General features: G+C 62.8%; 20 protein-coding genes and 1 pseudogene. 3 read left to right on the forward strand and 18 right to left on the reverse strand.

All coding sequences use genetic code 11. The annotated features are described in order from the left end of the window. Positions 1-9 precede the first annotated feature (9 nt). Positions 10-2163, forward strand: a complete 2154-nt coding sequence (locus K420_RS17715; protein ID WP_051452887.1) for a hybrid sensor histidine kinase/response regulator — start codon at positions 10-12, stop codon at positions 2161-2163. 24 nt (positions 2164-2187) lie between these two features. Here K420_RS17715 and K420_RS21110 read toward each other — a convergent pair whose 3' ends face one another. Both K420_RS21110 and K420_RS21115 read right to left on the reverse strand, forming a co-directional pair. After that, positions 2188-2541, reverse strand: coding sequence for an AMP-binding enzyme (locus K420_RS21110; RefSeq protein ID WP_332308179.1), 354 nt, complete (start codon positions 2539-2541; stop codon positions 2188-2190). Positions 2542-2646: 105 nt separating this feature from the next. Then, positions 2647-3243, reverse strand: a pseudogene (locus K420_RS21115) (AMP-binding protein); the annotation flags it as partial. 94 nt (positions 3244-3337) lie between these two features. Here K420_RS21115 and K420_RS0100330 point away from each other — a divergent pair. After that, entirely contained in the window at positions 3338-4888 is a 1551-nt protein-coding gene (locus K420_RS0100330; RefSeq protein WP_027456290.1) for a transposase, read from the forward strand. Here K420_RS0100330 and K420_RS0100335 read toward each other — a convergent pair. From K420_RS0100335 to K420_RS0100370, 8 genes are all read right to left on the reverse strand, one after another. Next, positions 4867-5499, reverse strand: coding sequence for an AMP-binding protein (locus K420_RS0100335; protein WP_027456291.1), 633 nt, complete (start codon positions 5497-5499; stop codon positions 4867-4869). The two genes, K420_RS0100330 and K420_RS0100335, sit on opposite strands and share 22 nt — an antisense overlap. Before the next feature lie 105 nt (positions 5500-5604). Further along, a complete protein-coding gene (locus tag K420_RS0100340) occupies positions 5605-6651 on the reverse strand; it encodes a tetratricopeptide repeat protein (RefSeq protein WP_027456292.1) in 1047 nt (348 codons plus the stop codon). Position 6652: 1 nt separating this feature from the next. Next, complete coding sequence (locus K420_RS0100345; RefSeq protein ID WP_027456293.1) at positions 6653-7480, reverse strand: ExeA family protein; 828 nt, start codon at positions 7478-7480, stop codon at positions 6653-6655. A gap of 22 nt (positions 7481-7502) precedes the next feature. Beyond that, entirely contained in the window at positions 7503-9242 is a 1740-nt protein-coding gene (gene mshL, locus K420_RS0100350) for a pilus (MSHA type) biogenesis protein MshL (RefSeq protein ID WP_027456294.1), read from the reverse strand. Then, a complete protein-coding gene (locus tag K420_RS17725) occupies positions 9239-9625 on the reverse strand; it encodes a hypothetical protein (RefSeq protein ID WP_051452888.1) in 387 nt (128 codons plus the stop codon). The genes mshL and K420_RS17725 overlap by 4 nt, the downstream gene beginning before the upstream one ends. Continuing rightward, positions 9622-10299 (reverse strand): type II secretion system protein GspM, encoded by a 678-nt coding sequence (gspM, locus tag K420_RS0100360; RefSeq protein ID WP_027456295.1) that lies wholly within the window; start codon positions 10297-10299, stop codon positions 9622-9624. Before gspM ends, K420_RS17725 begins: the two co-directional genes overlap by 4 nt. Further along, positions 10296-10946: a hypothetical protein gene (locus K420_RS19495; RefSeq protein ID WP_051452889.1), complete on the reverse strand. Its 651-nt coding sequence runs from the start codon at positions 10944-10946 to the stop codon at positions 10296-10298. Before K420_RS19495 ends, gspM begins: the two co-directional genes overlap by 4 nt. Continuing rightward, the gene (locus K420_RS0100370; protein WP_084019505.1) at positions 10943-11830 is read right to left on the reverse strand and encodes a type IV pilus biogenesis protein PilM; all 888 of its coding nucleotides are present in this window, start codon (positions 11828-11830) and stop codon (positions 10943-10945) included. The genes K420_RS19495 and K420_RS0100370 overlap by 4 nt, the downstream gene beginning before the upstream one ends. Positions 11831-12058: 228 nt before the next feature. Between K420_RS0100370 and K420_RS19925 the strand changes: the two genes are divergently transcribed. Continuing rightward, a complete protein-coding gene (locus K420_RS19925; protein ID WP_084019506.1) occupies positions 12059-15538 on the forward strand; it encodes a DUF6701 domain-containing protein in 3480 nt (1159 codons plus the stop codon). A 15-nt stretch (positions 15539-15553) separates the two neighbouring features. On the opposite strand, the gene K420_RS0100390 is transcribed toward K420_RS19925, so the two are convergent. The 8 genes from K420_RS0100390 to K420_RS0100425 are packed head-to-tail and all read right to left on the reverse strand — an operon-like array spanning position 15554 to position 20639. Next, the gene (locus K420_RS0100390; protein WP_027456300.1) at positions 15554-16015 is read right to left on the reverse strand and encodes a hypothetical protein; all 462 of its coding nucleotides are present in this window, start codon (positions 16013-16015) and stop codon (positions 15554-15556) included. Next, positions 16012-16836, reverse strand: coding sequence for a type II secretion system protein (locus tag K420_RS0100395; RefSeq protein WP_035854333.1), 825 nt, complete (start codon positions 16834-16836; stop codon positions 16012-16014). The genes K420_RS0100390 and K420_RS0100395 overlap by 4 nt, the downstream gene beginning before the upstream one ends. Then, positions 16820-17308, reverse strand: coding sequence for a type IV pilus modification PilV family protein (locus K420_RS0100400; protein ID WP_232422710.1), 489 nt, complete (start codon positions 17306-17308; stop codon positions 16820-16822). Before K420_RS0100400 ends, K420_RS0100395 begins: the two co-directional genes overlap by 17 nt. A 40-nt stretch (positions 17309-17348) precedes the next feature. Continuing rightward, positions 17349-17873, reverse strand: coding sequence for a GspH/FimT family pseudopilin (locus K420_RS0100405; RefSeq protein ID WP_084019507.1), 525 nt, complete (start codon positions 17871-17873; stop codon positions 17349-17351). Positions 17874-17887: 14 nt separating this feature from the next. After that, entirely contained in the window at positions 17888-18328 is a 441-nt protein-coding gene (locus K420_RS21005; protein WP_027456304.1) for a type IV pilin protein, read from the reverse strand. Positions 18329-18349: 21 nt separating this feature from the next. Further along, positions 18350-18919, reverse strand: coding sequence for a prepilin-type N-terminal cleavage/methylation domain-containing protein (locus K420_RS21010; RefSeq protein ID WP_035854334.1), 570 nt, complete (start codon positions 18917-18919; stop codon positions 18350-18352). 60 nt (positions 18920-18979) lie between these two features. Next, positions 18980-19408 carry a hypothetical protein gene (locus K420_RS0100420; protein WP_027456306.1) on the reverse strand — a complete coding sequence of 143 codons (429 nt, stop codon included), beginning with the start codon at positions 19406-19408 and terminating at the stop codon, positions 18980-18982. A gap of 10 nt (positions 19409-19418) precedes the next feature. Beyond that, positions 19419-20639, reverse strand: a complete 1221-nt coding sequence (locus K420_RS0100425) for a type II secretion system F family protein (RefSeq protein ID WP_027456307.1) — start codon at positions 20637-20639, stop codon at positions 19419-19421. Between the last annotated feature and the right edge of the window lie 6 nt (positions 20640-20645).

Genomic DNA, 20645 nt, shown 5'->3' on the forward strand with positions numbered 1-20645 from the left:
CCCTGCCCCATGAACCCCGACTCGCAAAACTGGCTGGCCCCGATCAACCAGAAACTGGTGCGTTACGAAGCATTGGTCCAGTTGTTCGAGGAAATTCAGGCGCTCGACGATATCGGGCAGATCGCCGGGCGAGCGGCCACCCGCTGGAAATACTTCGCCAACGTGGCCAGCTGGCGACTCTACGTCCGCCACGATCCGGGTTTTCTGGTCATCGACGGCGACCGTGGCGAAGCGACCGTCGCCCCTGCTGCGGTGCTGGACGCCTGGGCTGCCCGGTACTGGGCCGGGCAACGCCCGCAGTTGCTGGCGGTGGCCGAAGCCGCGCTGGCCAATCCGCCGCCACCGGCCCACCTGGTGAAGGCCGGTCTGCAGCAGATCGAGATCCAGCCCTTCCTGCGCGGCGACGACTGCAGCGCGCTGCTCGCCGTCGCCTCGCGTCACGAGGACTTTTCCGAGCTCGATAACAAGTTCATCCGCCTGTTCGGCAATCACCTGGCCACCCGGCTGTCCGATCTGCTGTTGCGTGAGCGGTCGACCCGCCAGCTCCAGGCCAGCGAGACCCGCTATCGCAACCTGGCCGAAAACTCGGCCGACTGGATTTGGGCGATGGATGTCGACCGGCAGCTTACCTACAGCAACGAGCGCTGCCGCGACATGCTCGGCGTGTCGCCGGCCAGCATCTGCCAGAGCGACTTCCTGTCGTTGCTGCACCCGGACGATTTCGCCCAGGCCCGGCAGACCGTGGCACGCGCCATCGCCGAACGCCGGGGCTGGCAGAACGTGCTGTGGCGCTGGCGCCATGCCGACGGACAGTACCGGCATCTGGAGTCGAACGCCTCGCCGGTGCTGGACGACGACGGCCAACTGCGGGGCTTCACCGGCGTGGACCGGGATGTCACCCAGCGCCTGCAGGCCGAGGCCGAATTGAGACGCCACCGCGACCATCTCGAGGAACTCGTCGCCAGCCGCACGGCGGACCTGTCGCTCGCCAAGGAACTGGCGGAAGCCGCCAATCGCGCCAAGACCACCTTCCTGGCCAACGTCAGCCACGAACTGCGGACACCGATGAACGGCATCATCGGCATGACCGACCTGGCCCTCCACCGGGCCACCGATGAAAAACTGCTGCGCCAGCTGACCGTCATTTCCGAATCGTCGCACCATCTGCTCAGCGTCATCAACGACATCCTCGACATCTCGCGCATCGAGTCGGAGCGCATGCAACTCGAACTGCGTGAATTCCGGGTCGGCGACATCATCGGCGCGCTGCTCGGTGCTGCCCGGATCAAGGCCGAGAAGAAGGGGCTGCAGATCGATCTCTCGCTCGCCCCTGAAATCGAGCAGGCGACCGTCATCGGCGACGCCCAGCGCCTGAAGCAGGTGCTGCGCAATTTCATCAACAATGCGATCAAATTCACCGAACACGGCCGGATCGGCCTCGTTGCACAGGTTCTGGAGCACACGCCGGTCAGCCTGCTGCTCAAGTTCGAGATCAGCGACACCGGCATCGGCATCGCGCCGGAGGTACAACGGCGCCTGTTCCGCCCGTTCGAACAGGGCGACGGCTCGACGACCCGCAAGTATGGCGGCACCGGCCTCGGGCTATCGATCAGCCAGCGCCTGATCCGCCTGATGGGCGGTGAACTCGGCCTGCACAGCGCCCCCGGACAGGGCAGCACCTTCTGGTTCACGGTACGCCTCGCCAAGCCGGCCGCCACGCCGACTGCCGACCAGGCGATGGCCGACGGCGCCGAGGCCCGGCTGCGGGCCGAGTTTGCCGGCAGCCGCATCCTGCTGGCCGAGGACGAACCGGTGAATCAGGAAGTGACGCGCGCCCTGCTCGAAGCAATCGGCCTGACAGTCGATCTGGCGGAGGACGGCCAGGAGGCGGTGGAAATGGCCGGCCAACAGGCCTACGACCTGATCCTGATGGACATGCAGATGCCTCGCCTGAGCGGTGTCGAGGCCACCCGCCGAATTCGCGCCCTGCCCGGCTACGCCGATACACCGATCATCGGCCTGACGGCCTATGCCTTCCCGCAGGATCGGGATGCCTGCCTGCAAGCCGGCATGAATGCCCACGTCGCCAAGCCACTGAAGTCCGGCGCACTCTACGCACTGGTCCTGACCTGGCTGACCGATCGGCCGAAAACGCCCGCCTGACGGGCGTTTCCGGGAACCCGGAAATCAGATGCAGAGGGCGTCCGGGTCGGCCCGCATCAGGCGCTTGTTCATCTTGCCGACGCTGGTCTTGACCAGGGTCTTCACGAAGCGCACCTGGAGCAGCACGCCGTAGCGCGAAATGCCGGCCGCCTCGATGGCATGGGCGGCGTAGTTGCGCAGGGCGTGCTCGGTGATCTGCCCGACATGCTCGGGCTTGAGCAGCACCAGGGCGAGCGGCCGCTCGCCCCACTTGTCGTCGGGCACGCCGATCACCGCCACCTCGTGCACCGCCTCGTGCTTGGCGATGATGTCTTCCAGTTGCAGCGAGGAAGTCCATTCGCCACCGGTCTTGATGACGTCCTTGATACGGTCGGTCACCTTCAGGTAGCCGGCCGGGTTGATGTTGCCGATATCGGCCGTGTGCAGGTAGCCACCGGCCCACAGGCCTTCGGATGCTTCCGGCGCGGCGACATAGCCCTGCGTCAGCCACGGGGCGCGGACGACGACCTCGCCGGTCGCCTTGCCGTCGTGCGCGACGTCCTTCATGTCGGGATCGACGATGCGCAGGTCGACCAGCGGCAGCGGCCGGCCGGTCTTGGCGCGGATCACCGCCTGCTCCTCGACCGAGCGCTCGAGATCGGCGCTGTCGAGATGGGCCAGGCTGAGGACCGGGCAGGTTTCCGACATGCCGTAGCCGGTGAACAGGTCCATGCCGCGCTTCTGGGCGGCGATGGCCATCGCCTCCGGCATGGCGGCGCCGCCAATGAGGATTTTCAGGCCGCTGAAATCGGTCGTCTTGGCCTGCGGGTGGCTGAGTACCATGTGCAGGATGGTCGGCACACAATGCGAGAAGCTGACCTTCTCCTCACTGATCAAGCGGCAGATCACATCCGGCTGGTAACGCCCGGGATAGACCTGCTTGAGGCCCAGCATCGTCGCCAGATAGGGGAAGCCCCAGGCGTGGACGTGGAACATCGGGGTCATCGGCATATACACGTCTTCGCGGTGGATGTGCCCCTGCCGGTGGGCGCCGCCCAGCGCGGCGGCACAGCCCAGGGTATGCAGCACCAGTTGGCGGTGGCTGAAATAAACCTAAAAATCTCAGTTGGTGATGTGCAGCTTGCTCGAACCGCTGGCAGGCTATGGGTTTGCTGTTGATCGAGGGAGTCACCCGATGGGTGAGTCGAAATTGAAGCGTCTGGACGCCGAGGAAATGCTTTTGTCGTGTGCGGGGGTGCAGACGGCGGGCGGTCGCGTGCGTGTTCGCTGGGAAGCAGATGGCGCGGCCACGCCGATGGGGCAACTGGCGTACTTCATCGAGTTCCTGACCCTGACGGGGCTGTGGTCGGGCTGGCAGGATCGCTGCCCGCTGTCGTACTCGAGCCCGAACGCACCGACCAGGGCCGATGTGCTCGGCACCTGGATGCTGTCGATTCTGTCGGGGCACCGGCGCTACTCGCACGTCACGACGATTCGCTGTGACGGGGTCAATCCGGGGCTGCTGGGGATGAACAAGGTGATCAGCGAGGATGCGCTGCGCCGGGCGCTGGTGGCGATTCCCGAAGACAAAGGGGTGAGCTGGCTCGACGACCACCTGCGCGAGAGCACCGCGCCCTTGCTCGATGTGCCCTGGATTCTGGACATCGACACAACGATCAAGCCGCTGTACGGCAAGCAGGAGGGGGCGGTCGTGTCGTACAACCCGAAGAAGCCGGGGCGGCCTTCGCACAGTTACCACACCTACCTGATGGCCGGGCTGCGCCTGGTGATGGGGGTCGAGGTCAAGGCGGGCAACGAGCACTCGGGCAGTCACACCTTGCCCGGTCTGCTCAGGATCCTCGATGAACTGCCCGCCCATCAGCGGCCCAAAATCGTGCGCGGCGATTGCGGTTTCGGGTCGGACGGCATCATGCGCGAGCTCGAAGCGCGCGCGCAGCCCTATCTGTTCAAGCTGCGCCTGTCGAAGAACGTCAAGCGCCACATCGAGCGTCTGTTCCGGGTCTCGGGCTGGTGCGATGCCGGTCAGGGCTGGGAAGGGATCGACAGCACGCTGGCACTCACCGGCTGGGAGGACAAGCGCCGCGTGGTCGTGCTGCGTCGCGCCTTGAAGGGCGAGATGCTCGTCGCCCAGGAGGACAACGGTCAGCAATTGCTGGGCTTCATCGAGGCCGACCGCAAGGGCGCAAAGCGCATCACCGGCTACGAGTACGCCGTGCTGGTCACGAATCTGGACCACGAAATCCTCTCGCTCGGCCAGCTCTACCGTGACCGGGCCGACGCGGAGAACGCCTTCGACGAGCTCAAGAACCAGTGGGGCTGGGGTGGCTTCACCACGCACGATCTGCATCGCTGCCAACTGTCCGCGCGTGCCGTGGCGCTGATCTACAACTGGTGGAGTCTGTTCGTGCGCCTGGCCAACCCCGAAGCCCGACTCGAGGCCATCACCAGCCGGCCCTGGTTGATGTCCTCGGTCGGTCGGCGCACCGAGCATGCCGGCCAGACCACGATCACGCTCACTGGCCAGCATGCCTACTTCGACAAGGCCCGGCAGGTGCTCGTGCGCGTGTCCAGCCAGCTTCAAGCCTGGATGAGCGAAGCTGCGGAGCAGTTCACCGCCCCATCGGTCTGGCTGCGCTGTTGCGACCATCTCAAGCGCACCATCGCGGCCATCGGGCCACCGGCACCCCTTCGTTTGCTGACCGATCATGCAAACCGGGTGGGGTAACTGAGGTTTTTAGGATAAACGCCCTTCGGATTGCCGGTCGTACCGGTGGTGTAGAACGTCGTGGCCTGTGCATTTTCATCGAAATCGGGGAAATCGAATTCATGGGCGGCCGCGTCCAGCAGGGCCTCGTATTCACCGGCCATCGCAACCGGCGCCGCGGGCATCTCGGCTTCGTCGCTGATCAGCACGAAGGTCTTGACCGTTTCGAGCTCGCCGGCGATCTGCTGCAGGATGGGGAAGAACTCGCTATTGACCAGCAGCACGTCGGCCCGGGCGTGGTTCAGCGTGTACAGGATCTGCTCCGGGCTGAGGCGGACATTCACTGTCTGCAGGATGGCCCCCATCATCGGCACGGCGAAGAAGCATTCGAGGTAACGATGGCTATCCCAATCCATCATCGCCACCGTCTGGCCGGATTCGACGCCCAGGCCGGTCAGCACGTTGGCCAGCCGGCCGATACGCTCGTTCAGCGTACGGTAGGTGTAGCGCAGCTTGCCCTGGTAGGTGATCTCCTGCGCCGGCGCGATGGCCAGCGGGGTGAGCAGCAGTTGCTTGATGAGCAGCGGATAGCGGTAGGCGGATGGCGTCGACTGGACGAGCTTGACTGGCATGGCGGTTCTCCCTGGATACTTGTTGTCGCTGGCCGGACGAGCGGCCTGTCGCGAGATTTTACGCCCGGGCCGCCCAGGCCGCGTGTGGCATCGCAAGGTCAGGAACTACGGCCGCAGATGCTGTTCGGCCACCGCCGCCAGGTCGTGATTGAGCGTGCCGCTGGCAATGGCCCGGCGCAGGGCATCCCGCGCTTCCGGCCCGCGGCCGTCGGCCTCGAAGGTGAGCCCGAGGCCCAGCCACCAGCGACCTTCGCCGGGGGCCAGACGGGTTGCCCGCTGGTAGTGGGCGATGGCCTGGCGCTGGGCGCCGAGCCGGGATTTCACATGGCCCTGGAAGCCGGCGTAATCGGCATTCGCCTCGGCATAGCCCTGCGAGCGCGCCAGGGTGCGGTCGGCACCGGCCAAGTCGCCCTGCTCCAGCTGCAGGCGAGCCAGGGAAACAGCCCAGCCGGTCTGCATCGGCATGTTCTCCAGGCCATCCTGCAAGACGACCATCGCTTCGTCGACCTTGCGGGCATCGAGCAACTGGCGGAGCAGGGCCTGACGGGCCGCAACGTAGCCCGGATCGAGCTTCAAGGCTGCCCGCAAGGCGTCGAGCGCCTCGCCGCTGCGCCCGGAGGCCAACGCCGTCTCGGCCCGGCGCAGCTCGGCGTCGGCCTTGTCGCGGGCGGTCGGGGCGAGCAGGCTCTTCTCGATCTTCACCGGTCCGGCCGGCGCGGCTGACTCGGCCTTTGCCGACGGTGCCGATGACGGCGGCAGCGGATCGGGCACGCCCAGCACCGGGGCGGCAGGCAGGGGCACGGCAGCGAGTTGCGCCGACAGGCGCAGGTTGTCGTCGGCCTCGGCTGGAACCACCGGGGCCGGCGGGACGACAGCAGGCAGCGACGCAACCGGCAAGGGCGGCGGCGCCTCCAGTGCCGGCACGGACGGTGGCGGGCGGATCGGGGCCGGCTCGGCGACGTGGCGGCTGGCATAAAAACCGGCGGCGCCCAGCACCAAGGTGGCCACCAATCCCCCCAGCAGCCAGGCAGCCCGCCCGAATCCGGATCGGCCAGCCGGCAGAGCGCGGATTTCGCGTTGCAGCTTGTGACGTGCCAGGTCGTCCGGCCGCTTGGCCTCGATATTGCGCAGTACGTCGTTGATCAGGCTCATCTCACCACCAGCCGGGCGAAGCCGCCCCCTCGGTATCGGCCGCCGCCTGCCGCACGTGGCGGGACAATACGGCATGCTTGCCTTCGCCATAGACAGCGAGCAGGGACTTGTGGGCCAGGATGTTGAGCAGGCGCGGCGTACCGCGGCTGGCCCGGTGCAGGCTGCGCACGGCACGCGGCGCGAAGAGTTCGTCGCCCCGGTAGCCGGCCACCCGCAGGCGGTGCGCCAGGTAGTTGCCGACTTCCTCGCGGCCCAGGCTGCCCAGACGGTAATGGAACGCGATGCGCTGCAGCAACTGGCGCACCGACGGCTCCGCCAGCTTGCGGTCGAGTTCCGGCTGACCGAACAGCACGATCTGCAATAGCTTGCGCTTCTCGGTTTCCAGGTTGGAGAGCAGGCGCAGGGATTCCAGCGTTTCCAGCGGCATCGCCTGGGCCTCGTCGATGCAGACGACGACCGGGCGCTCGTCGCCGGCGTAGGCCAGCAGCGCCTCGTTCACACACTTCAGCAGGTGGTAATCGTCGCTGGCGCTATCGACCGCGACGCCCAGTTCCTCGGCCAGCGCCAGCAGCAGGGTGCGCGGCGCCAGGTAGGGATTGGGCAGGTAGGCCGAGACGGCGTTCTCCGGCAAGGCCTGGAGCAGGCGGCGGCAGAGCAGTGACTTGCCGGTGCCGACCTCGCCGGTGATCTTGATGAAGCCCTCGCCGCTGTTCAGCGCGACGAGCAGCGTATTGAGCGCCTCCTGATGGCTGCGCGTTAGGACAGTGAAGCTGGTATCCGGCGTGATGCCGAAGGGCAGTTCGCTCAGGCCGAAATGGTCGAGATACAACGTGCGCCGCCCCGTTGAAAACTTACTGCCACTCGATATGGCGCTGCTGACGCGGATCCATGCCCTGCAGGCGTTGCTGCGTCTCCCCGGCAACGGTGCGCCAGGACTCCTCGCCCTTGATGATGGTGGAGCGCATCAAGATGACCAGTTCGCGCTTGCGGTTCGATACGCTCTTCTGGCCGAAAAGCAGGCCCAGGCCGGGCACGCCGCTGACCCCGGGCAGGCCGTAGCGGCTGGTGTTCTGCTCCTGGCTCATCAGGCCGCCGATGGCAACGATGCTGCCATCCTGGACGCGGACGATGCTGTCGGTTTCGTTGATCGTGCTGGAAGCGAGCGGCAGCGTGAAGGTGCCCAGGTCGCCAAGATTGACGTTCTTGGTCTTTTCTTCAACCACGCTGACCTGCGGATGGACATGCAGGATGATGTTGCCTTCGTCGTCGATCTGCGGCGTGACATCGAGCGAAATACCCGAGAAGAAGGGCTGCAGCGTGATGTTCGGCGTGACCACGTTGCCGGCGGCACTGGTAGTCGTATTGGTGCTGATGCCGGTCACGAAGTAGTCGTCGGTACCGACCTTGAGCACGGCCTTCTGGTTGTTGGTAGTCGCGATGCGCGGGCTGGACAGCACCTGCACGTCGCCCTGCCCTTCGAGGAAGGAGAGTAGCGCTGCAAAATTGTTGGACTGGAAGGTCAGGCCAAAAAAGCCACGCCCCGTGTTGCCGGTCACCAGCGAACCGCCGGCGCCGGGGTTGGCCGCAACGTTGGTGCCAGTCGTGACGCCGGTCGACGAGGCACCGATGGCACCGCTGCCGGAGAGCGTCGCGTTGGGCGCCGAAATGCCGAGCGAGAAGCGGTTGGCGATACCGCCGAACTGGCTCCAGTTGATGCCGGTCTGGTACGAATCGTTGAGCGACACCTCGATGATCTTGGCTTCCAGCATGACCTGGCGCTCGACGACCAGCTGCGTTGCCTTGAGGTAGTCCTCGACGCCTTTCAGTTCGGCCGGCGCCGCCTTGACCAGCACGACACCGGAAGTCGGGTTGATGATGACGTTGCGCCCTTCCTGGTTGCCGACGATGGTGTTCAGCGCGGTGCCCAGCTCCTTCCAGAAATCGTAGTCGGAGGTAGTCTGCACCCGGGCGCTGTCGATCGCACGTTGTGCGGGATTGCCCGTCGTCCCCCCCGGCAGGGTCGGCATCGTGCTACCGCTCGTGCCCGTGGTGTTCGGTACCGGGTTCGAGGTGGTCGGCGAACTGCCGGTCACCCGCATGTCGCTCATGCCCACCCGGCGATTGGCCAGGTAGTTGATCTTGAACATCCGGGTCTGCACGGTATTCGGCTGGACGAAGATGCGGCTACCTTGCAGGCGGTAGTCATAGCCATAGACGTCACGCAGGGTATCGAGCGCCTCGCGCACCGTGGTGTTCTTCAGGTTCAGGCTGACCGAGCCGGACAGTTCGGGCGGGAAGAGCATGCTGTACGGCGTCCCGGAAACCAGTGCATTGAGCACCTGCGCCACCGGCGCGTTGTTGACCGCCAGGTTGAAGCGCGGCTCCGGCTTGGCCGGCACGGGCTGGTCGATCTGCAGCGGCGGCACCATGGCCTGGCCGAGCACGTCGCCCTTGCTCCGCGTCGCCTTGCTGTTGGCCGCGGCGTCGAGTTCCTGGCCGGCACGATCAAAGGCCTCGCCGCGCCGCGAATGTTGGTTGCTGCACGCTGCCAGCACCAGCGCCGTCAGCGCGACGATCAATAGCTTGCTCATGGGAGCCCCTTTACTGGCCTGGCCGAACCCGCCTTGCGGGGGCCGGGCGTCACAATCATCTGTTTTTGGACATCGGGAGTCAGGTAGAGACGGGTCATCCCGTCGACTCCCTGCAATACCGCTTCACGTTCGTTCAGGCGCACCAGGGTGGCCCCGCCCACCTTGCCACCCAGCGGCACGGTCTGGCCGCCGATCACCGCCACCGGCCGGCCACCCTGCGGCACCAGGACGGATTGCAGGCGCAGCCCGGCGGACGGGGTATCGCCGCCCGGCACCGCGTCGGCGGCCGCTGCCAGCCAGTTGGCCGGCGGCCGCGTCGGATCGGCGGTCTCGGCAAAAGCCGGAGCCGCCAGGAAGAGCAGAGCGAGGGCGATCAGTCTCATAGCGCCAGCCATGTCCGGTCAGGACTCAGGGTATAGACGACCAGGGTCAGTTCGGCCCGCGGGTAGTCGACCACGCGGTAGTCCAGCTTGCCCCAGAGCAGCTTCTGCTGCAGTTGTTCAAGTTGTGCCAGGTAGGCCTGCAACTGCCCGTAGTTGCCCTCCAGGCGAATCTCCACGCCGTGGTGATAGAGATCGAAACTGCGCTCGGCCGGCTGGCCGCCCTCTTTGCCCTCGGCAGCGGGCAGCACGCTGCGTGGCGCCAGGGTTTTGAGGCTGAGCAGGCGCAAACCGGCATGGCGGGTCAGCAGGCGCTCGAGCAGGCCGTTCATGTCTTCAGGGCGAACCAGTACCGAACTGAACTGGCGCAATTGTTCGTCCAGCCGGTCGCGCTCGGCCTGGAGCGCGGCGAGGTCGGCCTTGCGGCCGGCATCGGGGTCGATGGCCAGTTGCTGCTGGAGATTGCTGGCCTCCGCCTGCAATCGGATCAGCGTTGCGCCGTCGGTCGCCAGCGTGTTCTCCATGGCCTTCAGGCGTGCCCTCTGCGGATCGACGAACAGGGTGAACCCGATCAGCAGCGGCGCCAGCACCACGGCCAGCGCGACCAGGGCCCGCTCGCGCCGAGACAGGGCGGCATAACGCTGGTTGAGGCGGTTCCAGGATTGGCGCAGGCTCATTTCGCCTTCTCCGCTTCGGTACGCAACGCGAACTCGGTAAAGCGCGGCAGCGTGACGCGCCTGGCCTGGCCCGGTGTGGCAGATTCCGGCTTGTCGTCCTTTGGATCGATCCCCTGCATGTCGAGGGCCGCAAAACGCCGCCCGGCAAAGGCCGGCTCGTTGTTGAGGCGGCCGATGTACACCGGCAACAAGGCCGGATCGGTCAGGCGACCGCGAATCTCGATGTTCTTCTCGGCAAAGCCAAAGCCGGTCAGCCAGACGCCCGGCACGATCTGACGGGAGAATCCCAGCAACAGGCCGGAATACGCCAGCCCCGCCGACAGGTCGCCCTGGGCCACGACATTCAGCACTTCCTGGCGCTGGGCCACAGCCGTCCGCGCTGCGGCAAGCTGCGCCTCCAGCGTCGTGTCACCCTGGCGTGCCCCGAGTTTCTGGCCGAGCGACTGCACCTGTTGCTGGACGCTGGCCAGCTGGGTACGCAGCGCTTGCTCGTTTTCAGCCAACGACTTGACCCGCAGGCTGCCGAAACCGGCCAGCCCGGCCACCAGCAGCAGGCCGGCAACACCGGCAGCGGCCACGACCGGCAGGCCCAGCCAGTCGAAACGCGGTCGCAGTTCGGGCAGCAACAGGTTGATCTGCTGACTCACAAGTCGCTCCGCAAGGCAGCACCGATGGCCAGCAGGCATTGCGCCTGGCGTTCGGTCGAACGCAGTTCCGGGACACCTTCAAAATCAATCACCTGCGCCATATCCGCCACCTGCACGGGCAGGTAGAGGTTCTGCGCCAGGGCAGCCACGGTGGCCGCACAGTCACATTCCGAGGCGAGCAGCAGGCGGGATACCGAAATGAAGCCGTACTGGCGGTCGAAATTGTCGAGCGTACGTTGAAGTTCCAGCGCCAGGCGCTCCAGCATCTGCTGGCGCCGCTCCTCATCCGCCTCGGCCAGCGCCTGCGACGAAACCTCGATGCGCCGCGACAGGTAGAGTTCGCCGCCATAGGTGATGGTCAGCAGGCTTTCGCCGGAATTCAGGACAAGGAAGGCGAGGCCGCGATTCGGCTCCTCGAACAGGCTGGCCACGTTGCGGACCGCCATTTCCGGGATATCGATCGCCTCCAGCGGCACGCGGGCTTCATGGAACAGCGCCATGCGCTCGGCGATCACTTCCCGCGGCGCAACAATCGCGAACACATTGGCCTGCCGACTGCCTTCGGCCGGAATATCGGCTACCGCAATGGCCGCCCCCTCGACGGGGAAATCGACCATGTCCTTCAAGCGCCAGCGCAAAGCCTGCACCCGCTCCTCCGCAGGAACGGCAGGGGCTTCGAGCTGGGCCATGCGGTACAGGCTTTCGCCAAGCAGGGATGCACACCGATAGCGCTTCAACCCCTTGCCCTGGACCAAGCGGAGCAGTGTCTCGCGCGGGCTGCCCTCAACCCGGAACGACTCGCAAAGCCGGATGGCCGGGCGTTTCCCGGCGGGGCGCATGACATGTGCAAGATCGACGCGATCGCCGAACCGGACCACCGACATCCACCCCTCCGCACGCTTCACCCCCAAATTCGGCCACATCAATCCGACACCTTAAGTTTTTTGGGAAGAATAGCGAGCAACGCATTATTTTTCAATGGTTTTTAACCAAACAAAAATAATCCTGGCTTAGACTTGAAACCGCACAGAATCTGTCATCCGGCAGCCCGACGCATGGCAAGTTGGCGGCATAATGTCCGACGTTGAAATTGTCGGAATGATTTTTCCCGCATGTTCGCAAAATCGCCACGCCGCAACGTCTCGGCAACAGCCTCCCACACGATGATTTGCCCTGCCCTCCACAAATTGCGGCTTGCGATCGCATGTTTCCTTTTTATCGTCAACTCGGCCTGGGCTGACCTCAGCATCGATTCAGTTAGCCTGGCTGGAGGGAGCAGCATCGCCGCCACTCCCGGAAGCAGCATCCCGGTCAGCATCGCTGTCACGAACGATGCCAGCAACAGTTGGAGTTCGACTGCCTGGCGCATCAGTTCAACTGCTCCTGGCACCACCAACTGCGTCAATCATGCGGACCACTACGGCAGCGGCAGCAGTGCCACGGAAACCTTCAACATGACCGCCCCAAGTAGCGCTGGAACCTACAACGCCTACCTCATCGCATCGAGCAACAGTAGTTGTACCGGCACAACCACCACTACCTCACTCAGCAACAGCGTCACCGTCGCTTCCCCCAACCTGGCCAAGACGACCACCGCTTCATCTGCTGTGGTTGGCGATGTCGTCACCTTCACCATTACGGCATCAAACCCCCTTGCCGTGCCGCTCAACAACGTCACCGTGACGGATACGCTGCCGACTGGAATGAGCTACGCCACGCACGCAACCACGCTCGGCACGGCAACAAGATCGGGGCAAACCGTCACCTGGACGATTCCCTCGATCCCGGCCAATGGCTCAGCACACTTGACGCTCGCGGCCAATATGACCAAACAAGGGACCTGGGTGAATTCTGCCAGTTCCCCGGGGGCTCAGACGGTTAGCGCTTCCGTCCTGGTACTGGCCAACGCGGCAACGCATTTCCGTCTCGATGAGACTGCCGGTTCCTGGCGAGGCAACGCGGGAGAAGTCCTGGACAGTGGCGGAACCGGCTTGCAAGGGCGCCGGGTCACCTCGACGGCCCCCACCACCACGAATACGGTCGTTCCCTCGCCAACCATTGCTGCACAGCATAGTTCGGTCAACGGCAGCTTCTGCAATGCCGCCCGATTCGATGGTCGAGCCTACGTTGAAGTCGCCTCCAACCCATTGCTCCAATACACCACCCGGCTCTCGGCTTCCGCGTGGATCTACCCGACCGACTATCCCGATAGCGACCTGTACTCGATTCTCTCCAACGACCAGAACTACGAGTTCCACCTCAACCCCAGCGGAAAACTGTACTGGTGGTGGAACTATTCGACACTGACCTCGAATGCAACGATCCCTTTAAATACCTGGACACATGTCGCGATTACTTTCGATTCCTCGAGCGGTGTCAGGCGGCAACGAATCTATATCAACGGGGTTCAGGACAGCCGAACCAACAACTGGCAAGGCACCCTGAGAGCCAACACTTGCGATTTCTATATCGGAGGCGATGTTTCAACCGGCTCATGCGGCATTATCAACGCCCGGAATTTCCGCGGCATGATCGATGAAGTCAAGCTCTACAACTACGAACTGAGTGCCGCCGAAGTTCAGGCTGACATGAACATGGGGCGCCTCTGTTCCGGAGCTTTCGACCATATCCGCATCGAGCACGACGGCAATGCATCCATCTGCACCCCTGAAACGGTAACCATCAAGGCCTGCCTGGACAGCAACTGCTCAACGCTGTATCCGGGAACGGTCACTGTGAACCTATCACCCAACGGTTGGGTAGGTGGCAATACGTTCAGCTTCTCGGGTGGTGTCACGACGCGGCAGTTGAGTATGGACTCCGCCAGCACAGTAACGCTTGGCACAGCCAATGCCTCACCGACACCGGCCAATGCGGCACGTTGTTTCAATGGCGGTAATGAAACCTGTGCCATGACTTTCACCACCGCCTCCTGCGCCTTCGATGCAGTCGAGCCTGCCGCCAACCCGCAAACACGCATTTTCACCAAGTTGAGCGACACTCCCTTCAACCTTAACGTCCTGGCCCTGAGTTCAAGCACCATAGTAAACACCGCCTATTCCGGCACGGTCGCGGTCGACCTGGTGGACGCCTCATCCACTACCTGCCCGACCGGCAGCGGCCTGACCACAGCCCAGAGCATCAATTTCAATGCCAGCGACCGCGGCCGCAAGAACGTCGCGTTCAACTACCCCAACGCAGCCAGAAATGTTCGCGTGCGGATGCGAGTCGGCAGCAGCCCCCCCGCCTGCTCCTCCGACAACTTTGCAATTCGACCGCAGCAACTGGTCATTTCATCGAACATGACCAATACCACCCTGACGGGAACCCCCAAGGCAACTGCCGGTTCGGGATTCACCCTGACGGCCGCCGCCGGTGTCAGCAGTGGCTACGATGGGACACCGGTACTCGATGCAAGCAAAGTCGTCGATCACAACGCCGCGGCGATTGCCACCGGTGTGCTGTCCGGCACCTTCAACCAGGCAACCGGCACCTCTGCCACGGGGAGTGGTTTCAGGTATCTGGATGTCGGGAATATTCAACTGACGACCGATGCCGTCATCGACAGTGGCTTCACCAGCATCGATCAAACAAACGACTGCATCGCCGGCAGTACATCGAATACGCTTTCGGGCAGCAAATACGGCTGCAATATCGGCAGTGCCGGTTCCAGCAAATTCGGACGCTGGTATCCCAGCCACTATTCGTTTGCGGGCGCCTTGAGTCCGTTCTGTCCAGTTGGCAATTTCACTTACATGGATCAGGATGCCCTGGGAATTACCGTCATCATCAAGGCACACGCCAATACCGGGGCTACGGCATCAGCCACCGACCCGGTCACCAGCCGTTACACCACCGGCTATACCAATCTCGCAGCGGTGACGCTCTCCGGCGACAATGCGGGGGCGGCAGTTCCTACAAACCGCCTGGCCTCACCCGCCTTTCCCGCCATGCCCAATACAGCCCTGTGGTCGGCGGGTCAATTCAGCATTGGCGACACCTACACCTTCACCAAACTGGCCAGCCCTGATGGTCCCTTCGATACCTTCAGGCTGATTGCCTCGGTCAATGACCCGGATGGGTCTTCGTTGATTGGAACAGCCAGCCAGAAAGCAACCAACACCACACGTATCCGCTATGGCAAGCTGAAAATAGGCAACGCGTATGGCTCGGAACTACACGACCTTGCCATTCCCTACGAAGCGCAATACTGGACAGGCAGCTATTACGCGACCAACTCGTTCGATAATTGCACCAGCTTCGCCATGTCCAGCATCATGTTCGCCAATTTCACAAACAACCTGGCGGCCTGCGAGACACAATTATCACCAACCGGAACACAGACGTTGAGCGGCGGCAAGCTGAACCTGAAATTGACCAAACCAGGCATCGACGCCAGCAATGTGCCAAACCGCGGCAGCGTTCAACTGACTCAGAACGTCGGCACTACTGCCAGCGGCTCCAGTTGTCTGGCCGCAACCGCATCTGCCGCCACCGCTGCCAACTTGCCTTGGTTCGGCAGCAACCCCACCGGAAAGGCAACTTTCGGTATCTTCCGCTCCCCCTACATTTACTTCCGGGAAAGCTACTGATCAGGGAGTCGCCTTTCAGCAGTCGTAAGGTGCTGTGGAAATCCCGGGATCACGGCATTTTTCAAGGGTCACCTCGACCATTCGCTCAATGCCGGGCGCCTTGCTCGTCTCCGGCACTGCGCGCGACGTAATACGAAAAATGCGAATCTGCCGCCCCCCCTCACTGGCATCCCAACTCTGGCAGACCACGACAACCCGGTGATCCGGAATGGCCGGTGTTCCGGAAACACAGCTCGGCAGAGCCGCATTCTCAGCATTGGGATCGAGTTGAAACATGCCCCACTCGGCCCCCGCCCGGGCAGCCTGGTAAGCCCGCGATCCACCGATATCAGCCGCCATGTTGATGTGGGAAGTTGAGACAATGCTGAGCATTCCCGCCGCGAGAATCGACAGCAGCAGAAGCAGGAAGATGGCGGTGATCAGGGAAACACCACCTTGCCTGAAAAGAGGACAACGAGACATCAAGCTCCTATTCATGGCGTATTCAGCACATCGACCTGATGCAGGAGTTCAACCGACTCACCGTTGCGCGTCAATGTCAGGCGCACCACAACGAGACCGCTTCGCTGCAATACAGCCGGGGAATAGCTGAACGTACAGGCGCTGACATTGTTGACCAGGACAGCCGAGGTTCCACCATAGGACCAGGGGACGCTGGCAATTGCCGACTGAAATCCATATCCCGAATGTCGGATGATGGCTCCCCGCACCAAATCACATTCATACGTCACGGGAGTATCCACAATCTGAAAACGATTCTGCGGTGACGCCAGTGGAAATTGTGCCCCCCCCGTGACGAATGCAACGGTGGACAATCCGCTTCCCGCCGTTGCCGCCCGCCGACTGCTCCCTGCATAGACATCTGATCCCGGTTGACCGAGGTTGTAGATAACCAATTGATCCCCGGTGCGTATTGTGACCGGCGGCCCCAGTACATCGAAACTGTCGTCCGTGTTGCTGCCAAAGTCGAGAGGGTTACCACCACCGGTGCCGTTGACGTCCGTACGATAGCGTCCGGCATCTCGAATCGGGACAAATTCCAGGAAGTTGCCTGACTGCCGCACACTATTGGGCAGGGCAGACTGCAAGTCGCGAGCCATACGCCGTACGGCTGTATCCGCCGCATCAGCCAAATCGGCCCGATTGCCGACATCGAGATAGGCATTGATCTGGTCGCGACCGAACAGACCGATCATCGCCAGAAGGACCCCAGCGATGACGAGGGATACGATCATCTCCACCAAGGTGAACGCACGCTGACGGGCGTAGCCGCCTGTCAAGTCAATAACGCGGCGCATAGCGGAAACGATAGCCCGTCAGGGCAAAGGACTCACTGCCATGCGTGACAGTGACTGTCACGCTCAGCGCTGCCCTGTTGTCGACCAGGCCCAATGCTGTACCGACCGGCGTGATGGCGACCCTGGCATCGTACCCGCTCATTGCATTGTTCCCGGCAGCATCCGCGATATCTGTCGCGGCATAGCCCCCATAGTCTTCAACATTGTCGAAGGTTCCCGCCAACCGACTCTCACCTGCGCCATGCGTACCGGTGTTCTGCGGGTCAGCACATCCAGCATAGGATTGGGCCGTCGGCGCTGCCGGATCATCCGGATCGCACCAAGTGAAGGGCTGATGCAGGATTTCGTTCAACAAGCCTTCGGCAATCGCCACCATCTGCTTGGTACGCATCGGATCGGCACTGGATTTGGTTATCGTGCTCAGGGCAGAAATCAACCCCACTACACCTACGCTGACGATCAGCATGAACATGATCTGCTCAATCAGGGTGATTCCGCGCTGTACGGAAAACCTAGTGGACATACCCGGTTTCGACCTCCACTCTGATCGTCAGGCTGGAATCCAAACCGGAAACGTTAACCGTCCCGGCACTCTCTGGACGCCCTGCAGCATCAAAAATCACATCCGGCGGCAACGTTGTGAAACTCACGTTACCAGGCGCCGCCAGAACCAGAGGGCTCCCATCAGGCCCCAGCAAATCAGTGCCAACGGAACAATTGGCAGCGCCATTATCAGTCGAAATTCGGAAACTTGCGGTGGCGGGCGCGGCAGAAAAGGCAACACATGTTGTCCGCCGGGCGGCAATAGCCGATTTCTGCGCATAGCGCAGGCCAGCGACAAGGCGGTCTCGGAATTCACGTTCCTCAAAGCCCGTATTTCCGGAGAAACGTGGCAACACTGCAGCGACCATGATACCGACGACGATCATCGTCACAATCAGTTCCACCAAGGTGAACCCACGACTGAACATCAAAAACCCGCCTGGTGGCGGGTTCTTTTCTCTGCGCCCGTTTGAAGCGAAGCCAGGCGATTTCATGCGTATTCGGATGATTAACCGGTGCAAACCATGGTGAAATCAAACGGTGTCGCATTGCCTTTGGCGTGGCGGATGGTGCAGGTAGCAACTGCGCCATCAGCACAGGCCTGCCCTGCTGTCTTTGCTGCTACGGTGATATCGGCTGCAGTGACGCCAGAAAGAATGACATAAGTGGCCAACGAAGCACTGCCCGTAAAGGTAGCACAATCATCCGAGTTATCGATTCGGACTGTCCCAGCCGGGAGCACGGTCGTCGAGCCACCACCTGCCTTGAATTTCGCGTAGTTCATGGATGAGAAGGAATTGAGCGATCCACCAATTGATTTAGCTTGGGCGTCATAAGCATCGGTACTCAGATCAACAAACTTCGGCAACGCCGTCGCCGCCAAAATCCCCAAGATCACGATCACAACGATCAGTTCGATCAGCGTAAAACCTTTCTGCAACGTTTTCATCAGTATCCCCTTGAAGTGAAATCAGCATCCGTTCACGGTCAGGCCGCTGATCGAAGCAGCCGTGTTCGCCGTAGCCGGTTGTGTGTAAGTAAAGAAACAGGTCAGCGGGTCTGTCGCACCAACGACACTGAAGGTCGCCGTGGTGCCGTTGACGGTGTAGGTGTAGCCCTCGGCTTCCAGTTGCGCCTGGCTCGGGTTGAAGATACCCGTCAGGCCGGCCATGGCGAGGATGCCCGGCAAACCGCCAAAACCGGTAACGGCTGGGTAGGCGTGGACCATGTTGATCAGGCCGCTCTCGGTGCACACCGTGCCGGTGGCGCCGGTGCTGTTGTTGGCAATACCGCCCCCGGCGCAGTTATTGACGTCTGCCACGCCCCCCCGCGAAAGCGCCGTCGCATGCACCAAGGCGGCGCCAGCGGAAACGCTGCCGCGCGCCGCCTGCAGTTTGGCGATACGGGCATCGCGCTGCAGGTTGATGAAGCGGGGCAAGGCGACCGCCGCCAGAATGCCAAGAATGATGACGACAACGATCAGTTCAATCAGTGTAAAACCACGCTGGCGAGGCCTGAACGGTACATTGGGTCGGGTCATGAATCGATTAACGGTAGGCAAGTCTCTCACTTTAGTCATATACCCTCTCCTTCTCAAGCCTTATTCATATTTGTCATCCAGCCGCAGCAGCCCGATGCCGGCCACCACGCCGCGCAGGCTGCTGGCACCAGCCTCACGGCTCAGCCGGAAGCATGCGAGATGACCATCGCGAAAGCGATAAGCCAGAATTTTGGCATTTATGTCGAAATACCACACACCGCTTTCCTGCGGCATGGAACGCCGCTCACCGATGTAGTTGTAAGGGCGCGCCGCGATCCAATCCATCGGATTGTCGCTGGCCGGCAACTGTCCGCCGAAGGTCTCGCGATGGGCAACTGCCTCCAGCAACTGAGTGCGAATGGCTGCTGCCTCGGCCTGCACGCCGGCCTCTTCCATGTCGCGCTGGGCACTGCCCAAAGCCCGTAGCAGGACCAGCGCCATGATCGAGACCAGAACGACGACGAGGGCGAATTCGTAATAGCGTCGCACGGTTCGCCGCTCATCGCTTGATGGCCACTTTGCCGAGGTCCCACATCGGCAGGAAGATGCCCAGCGCCAGGATCAGCACCAGCACGCCCAGGCAGACGATGAGGATCGGTTCGATCTGCTGGCCGAGCGTCTTCAGTTCGTATTCGACCTCGCGCTGGTACATCTGGCCGACCTCTTCCATCATGTCGTCGAGGGCGCCGGACTCTTCGCCGACCGCCACCATCTGCAGCACGACCGGCGTAAAGAAACCCGAGGCGATGGCGGCCCGCAGCACGCTCTCGCCCCGCTCGACCGTATCGCGCATGCCCTCGATGCGGGCCGCGATGTAGCTGTTGTCCACGGTTTGCGCCGAATTGCTCAAAGCCTGCATGACCGGCACGCCGCTCCGCGTGCTGAGCGCGAAGCTGCGGGCGAAGCGGGCCATCGCCGCCTTGCTGACGATCTTGCCGGCAATCGGAAAACGCAAGGCGATCGCTTCCCACTGCATGCGTCCACCCGCCGTCCCGACCCAGGCGCGGAAGGCGACAACGCCGGCAATAACGGCGACCAGCATGGCCGGCCACCAGGTCACCATGAATTCCGAAAAACCAAGCAACAGGCGTGTCATCAGCGGCAACTCGGCGCCAAAGCCCTGAAAAACCTTGGCAAAGGCCGGAATGACGAACAGGTTCACCACCACGATGGCGACCGCCATGGCCAGCACGACGAACATCGGATAGCGCAACGCCGATTTCACCTGCTCGCGCATGAAACGTTCAAATTCCATGTGTTCGAACAGGCGCAGGAAAATCTCGTCGAGCAGGCCGGTCGCCTCGCCGACCCGCACCATCGAGATATAGAAGGGCGAAAACACCTTGGGGTGGCGAGCCAGGGAGACCGACAACTCGCGGCCGGCTTCCAGGCTTTCGCGCACGTCCCGGACGACCTCCTTCATCGACGGATTGGTGGCCGATTCCTGGAGGCCGTTGAGCGCCCGCATGATCGGCACGCCCGCCTTGAGCAAGGTGTGCAGTTGTCGCGAAAAAAGCAGGATGTCGACATGCTCGACCCGGGGCTTGAACAGGCTGAATGCCGAGCCCCCGGCCGCCTTACTCCGGGTCTCCTCGATGGACACCGGCGTGACGCCACGGCCAAGCAACAGGTCGGCCACACCGCCGGCCGAGGCGCCTTCCAGCACACCTTCGATCAGCTTGCCGCCGGCATCGCGCCCCTTGTAGGCAAAATAGGCCACGTGGGG

This window comes from Dechloromonas agitata is5 (assembly GCF_000519045.1).
GTDB lineage: Bacteria > Pseudomonadota > Gammaproteobacteria > Burkholderiales > Rhodocyclaceae > Azonexus > Azonexus agitatus.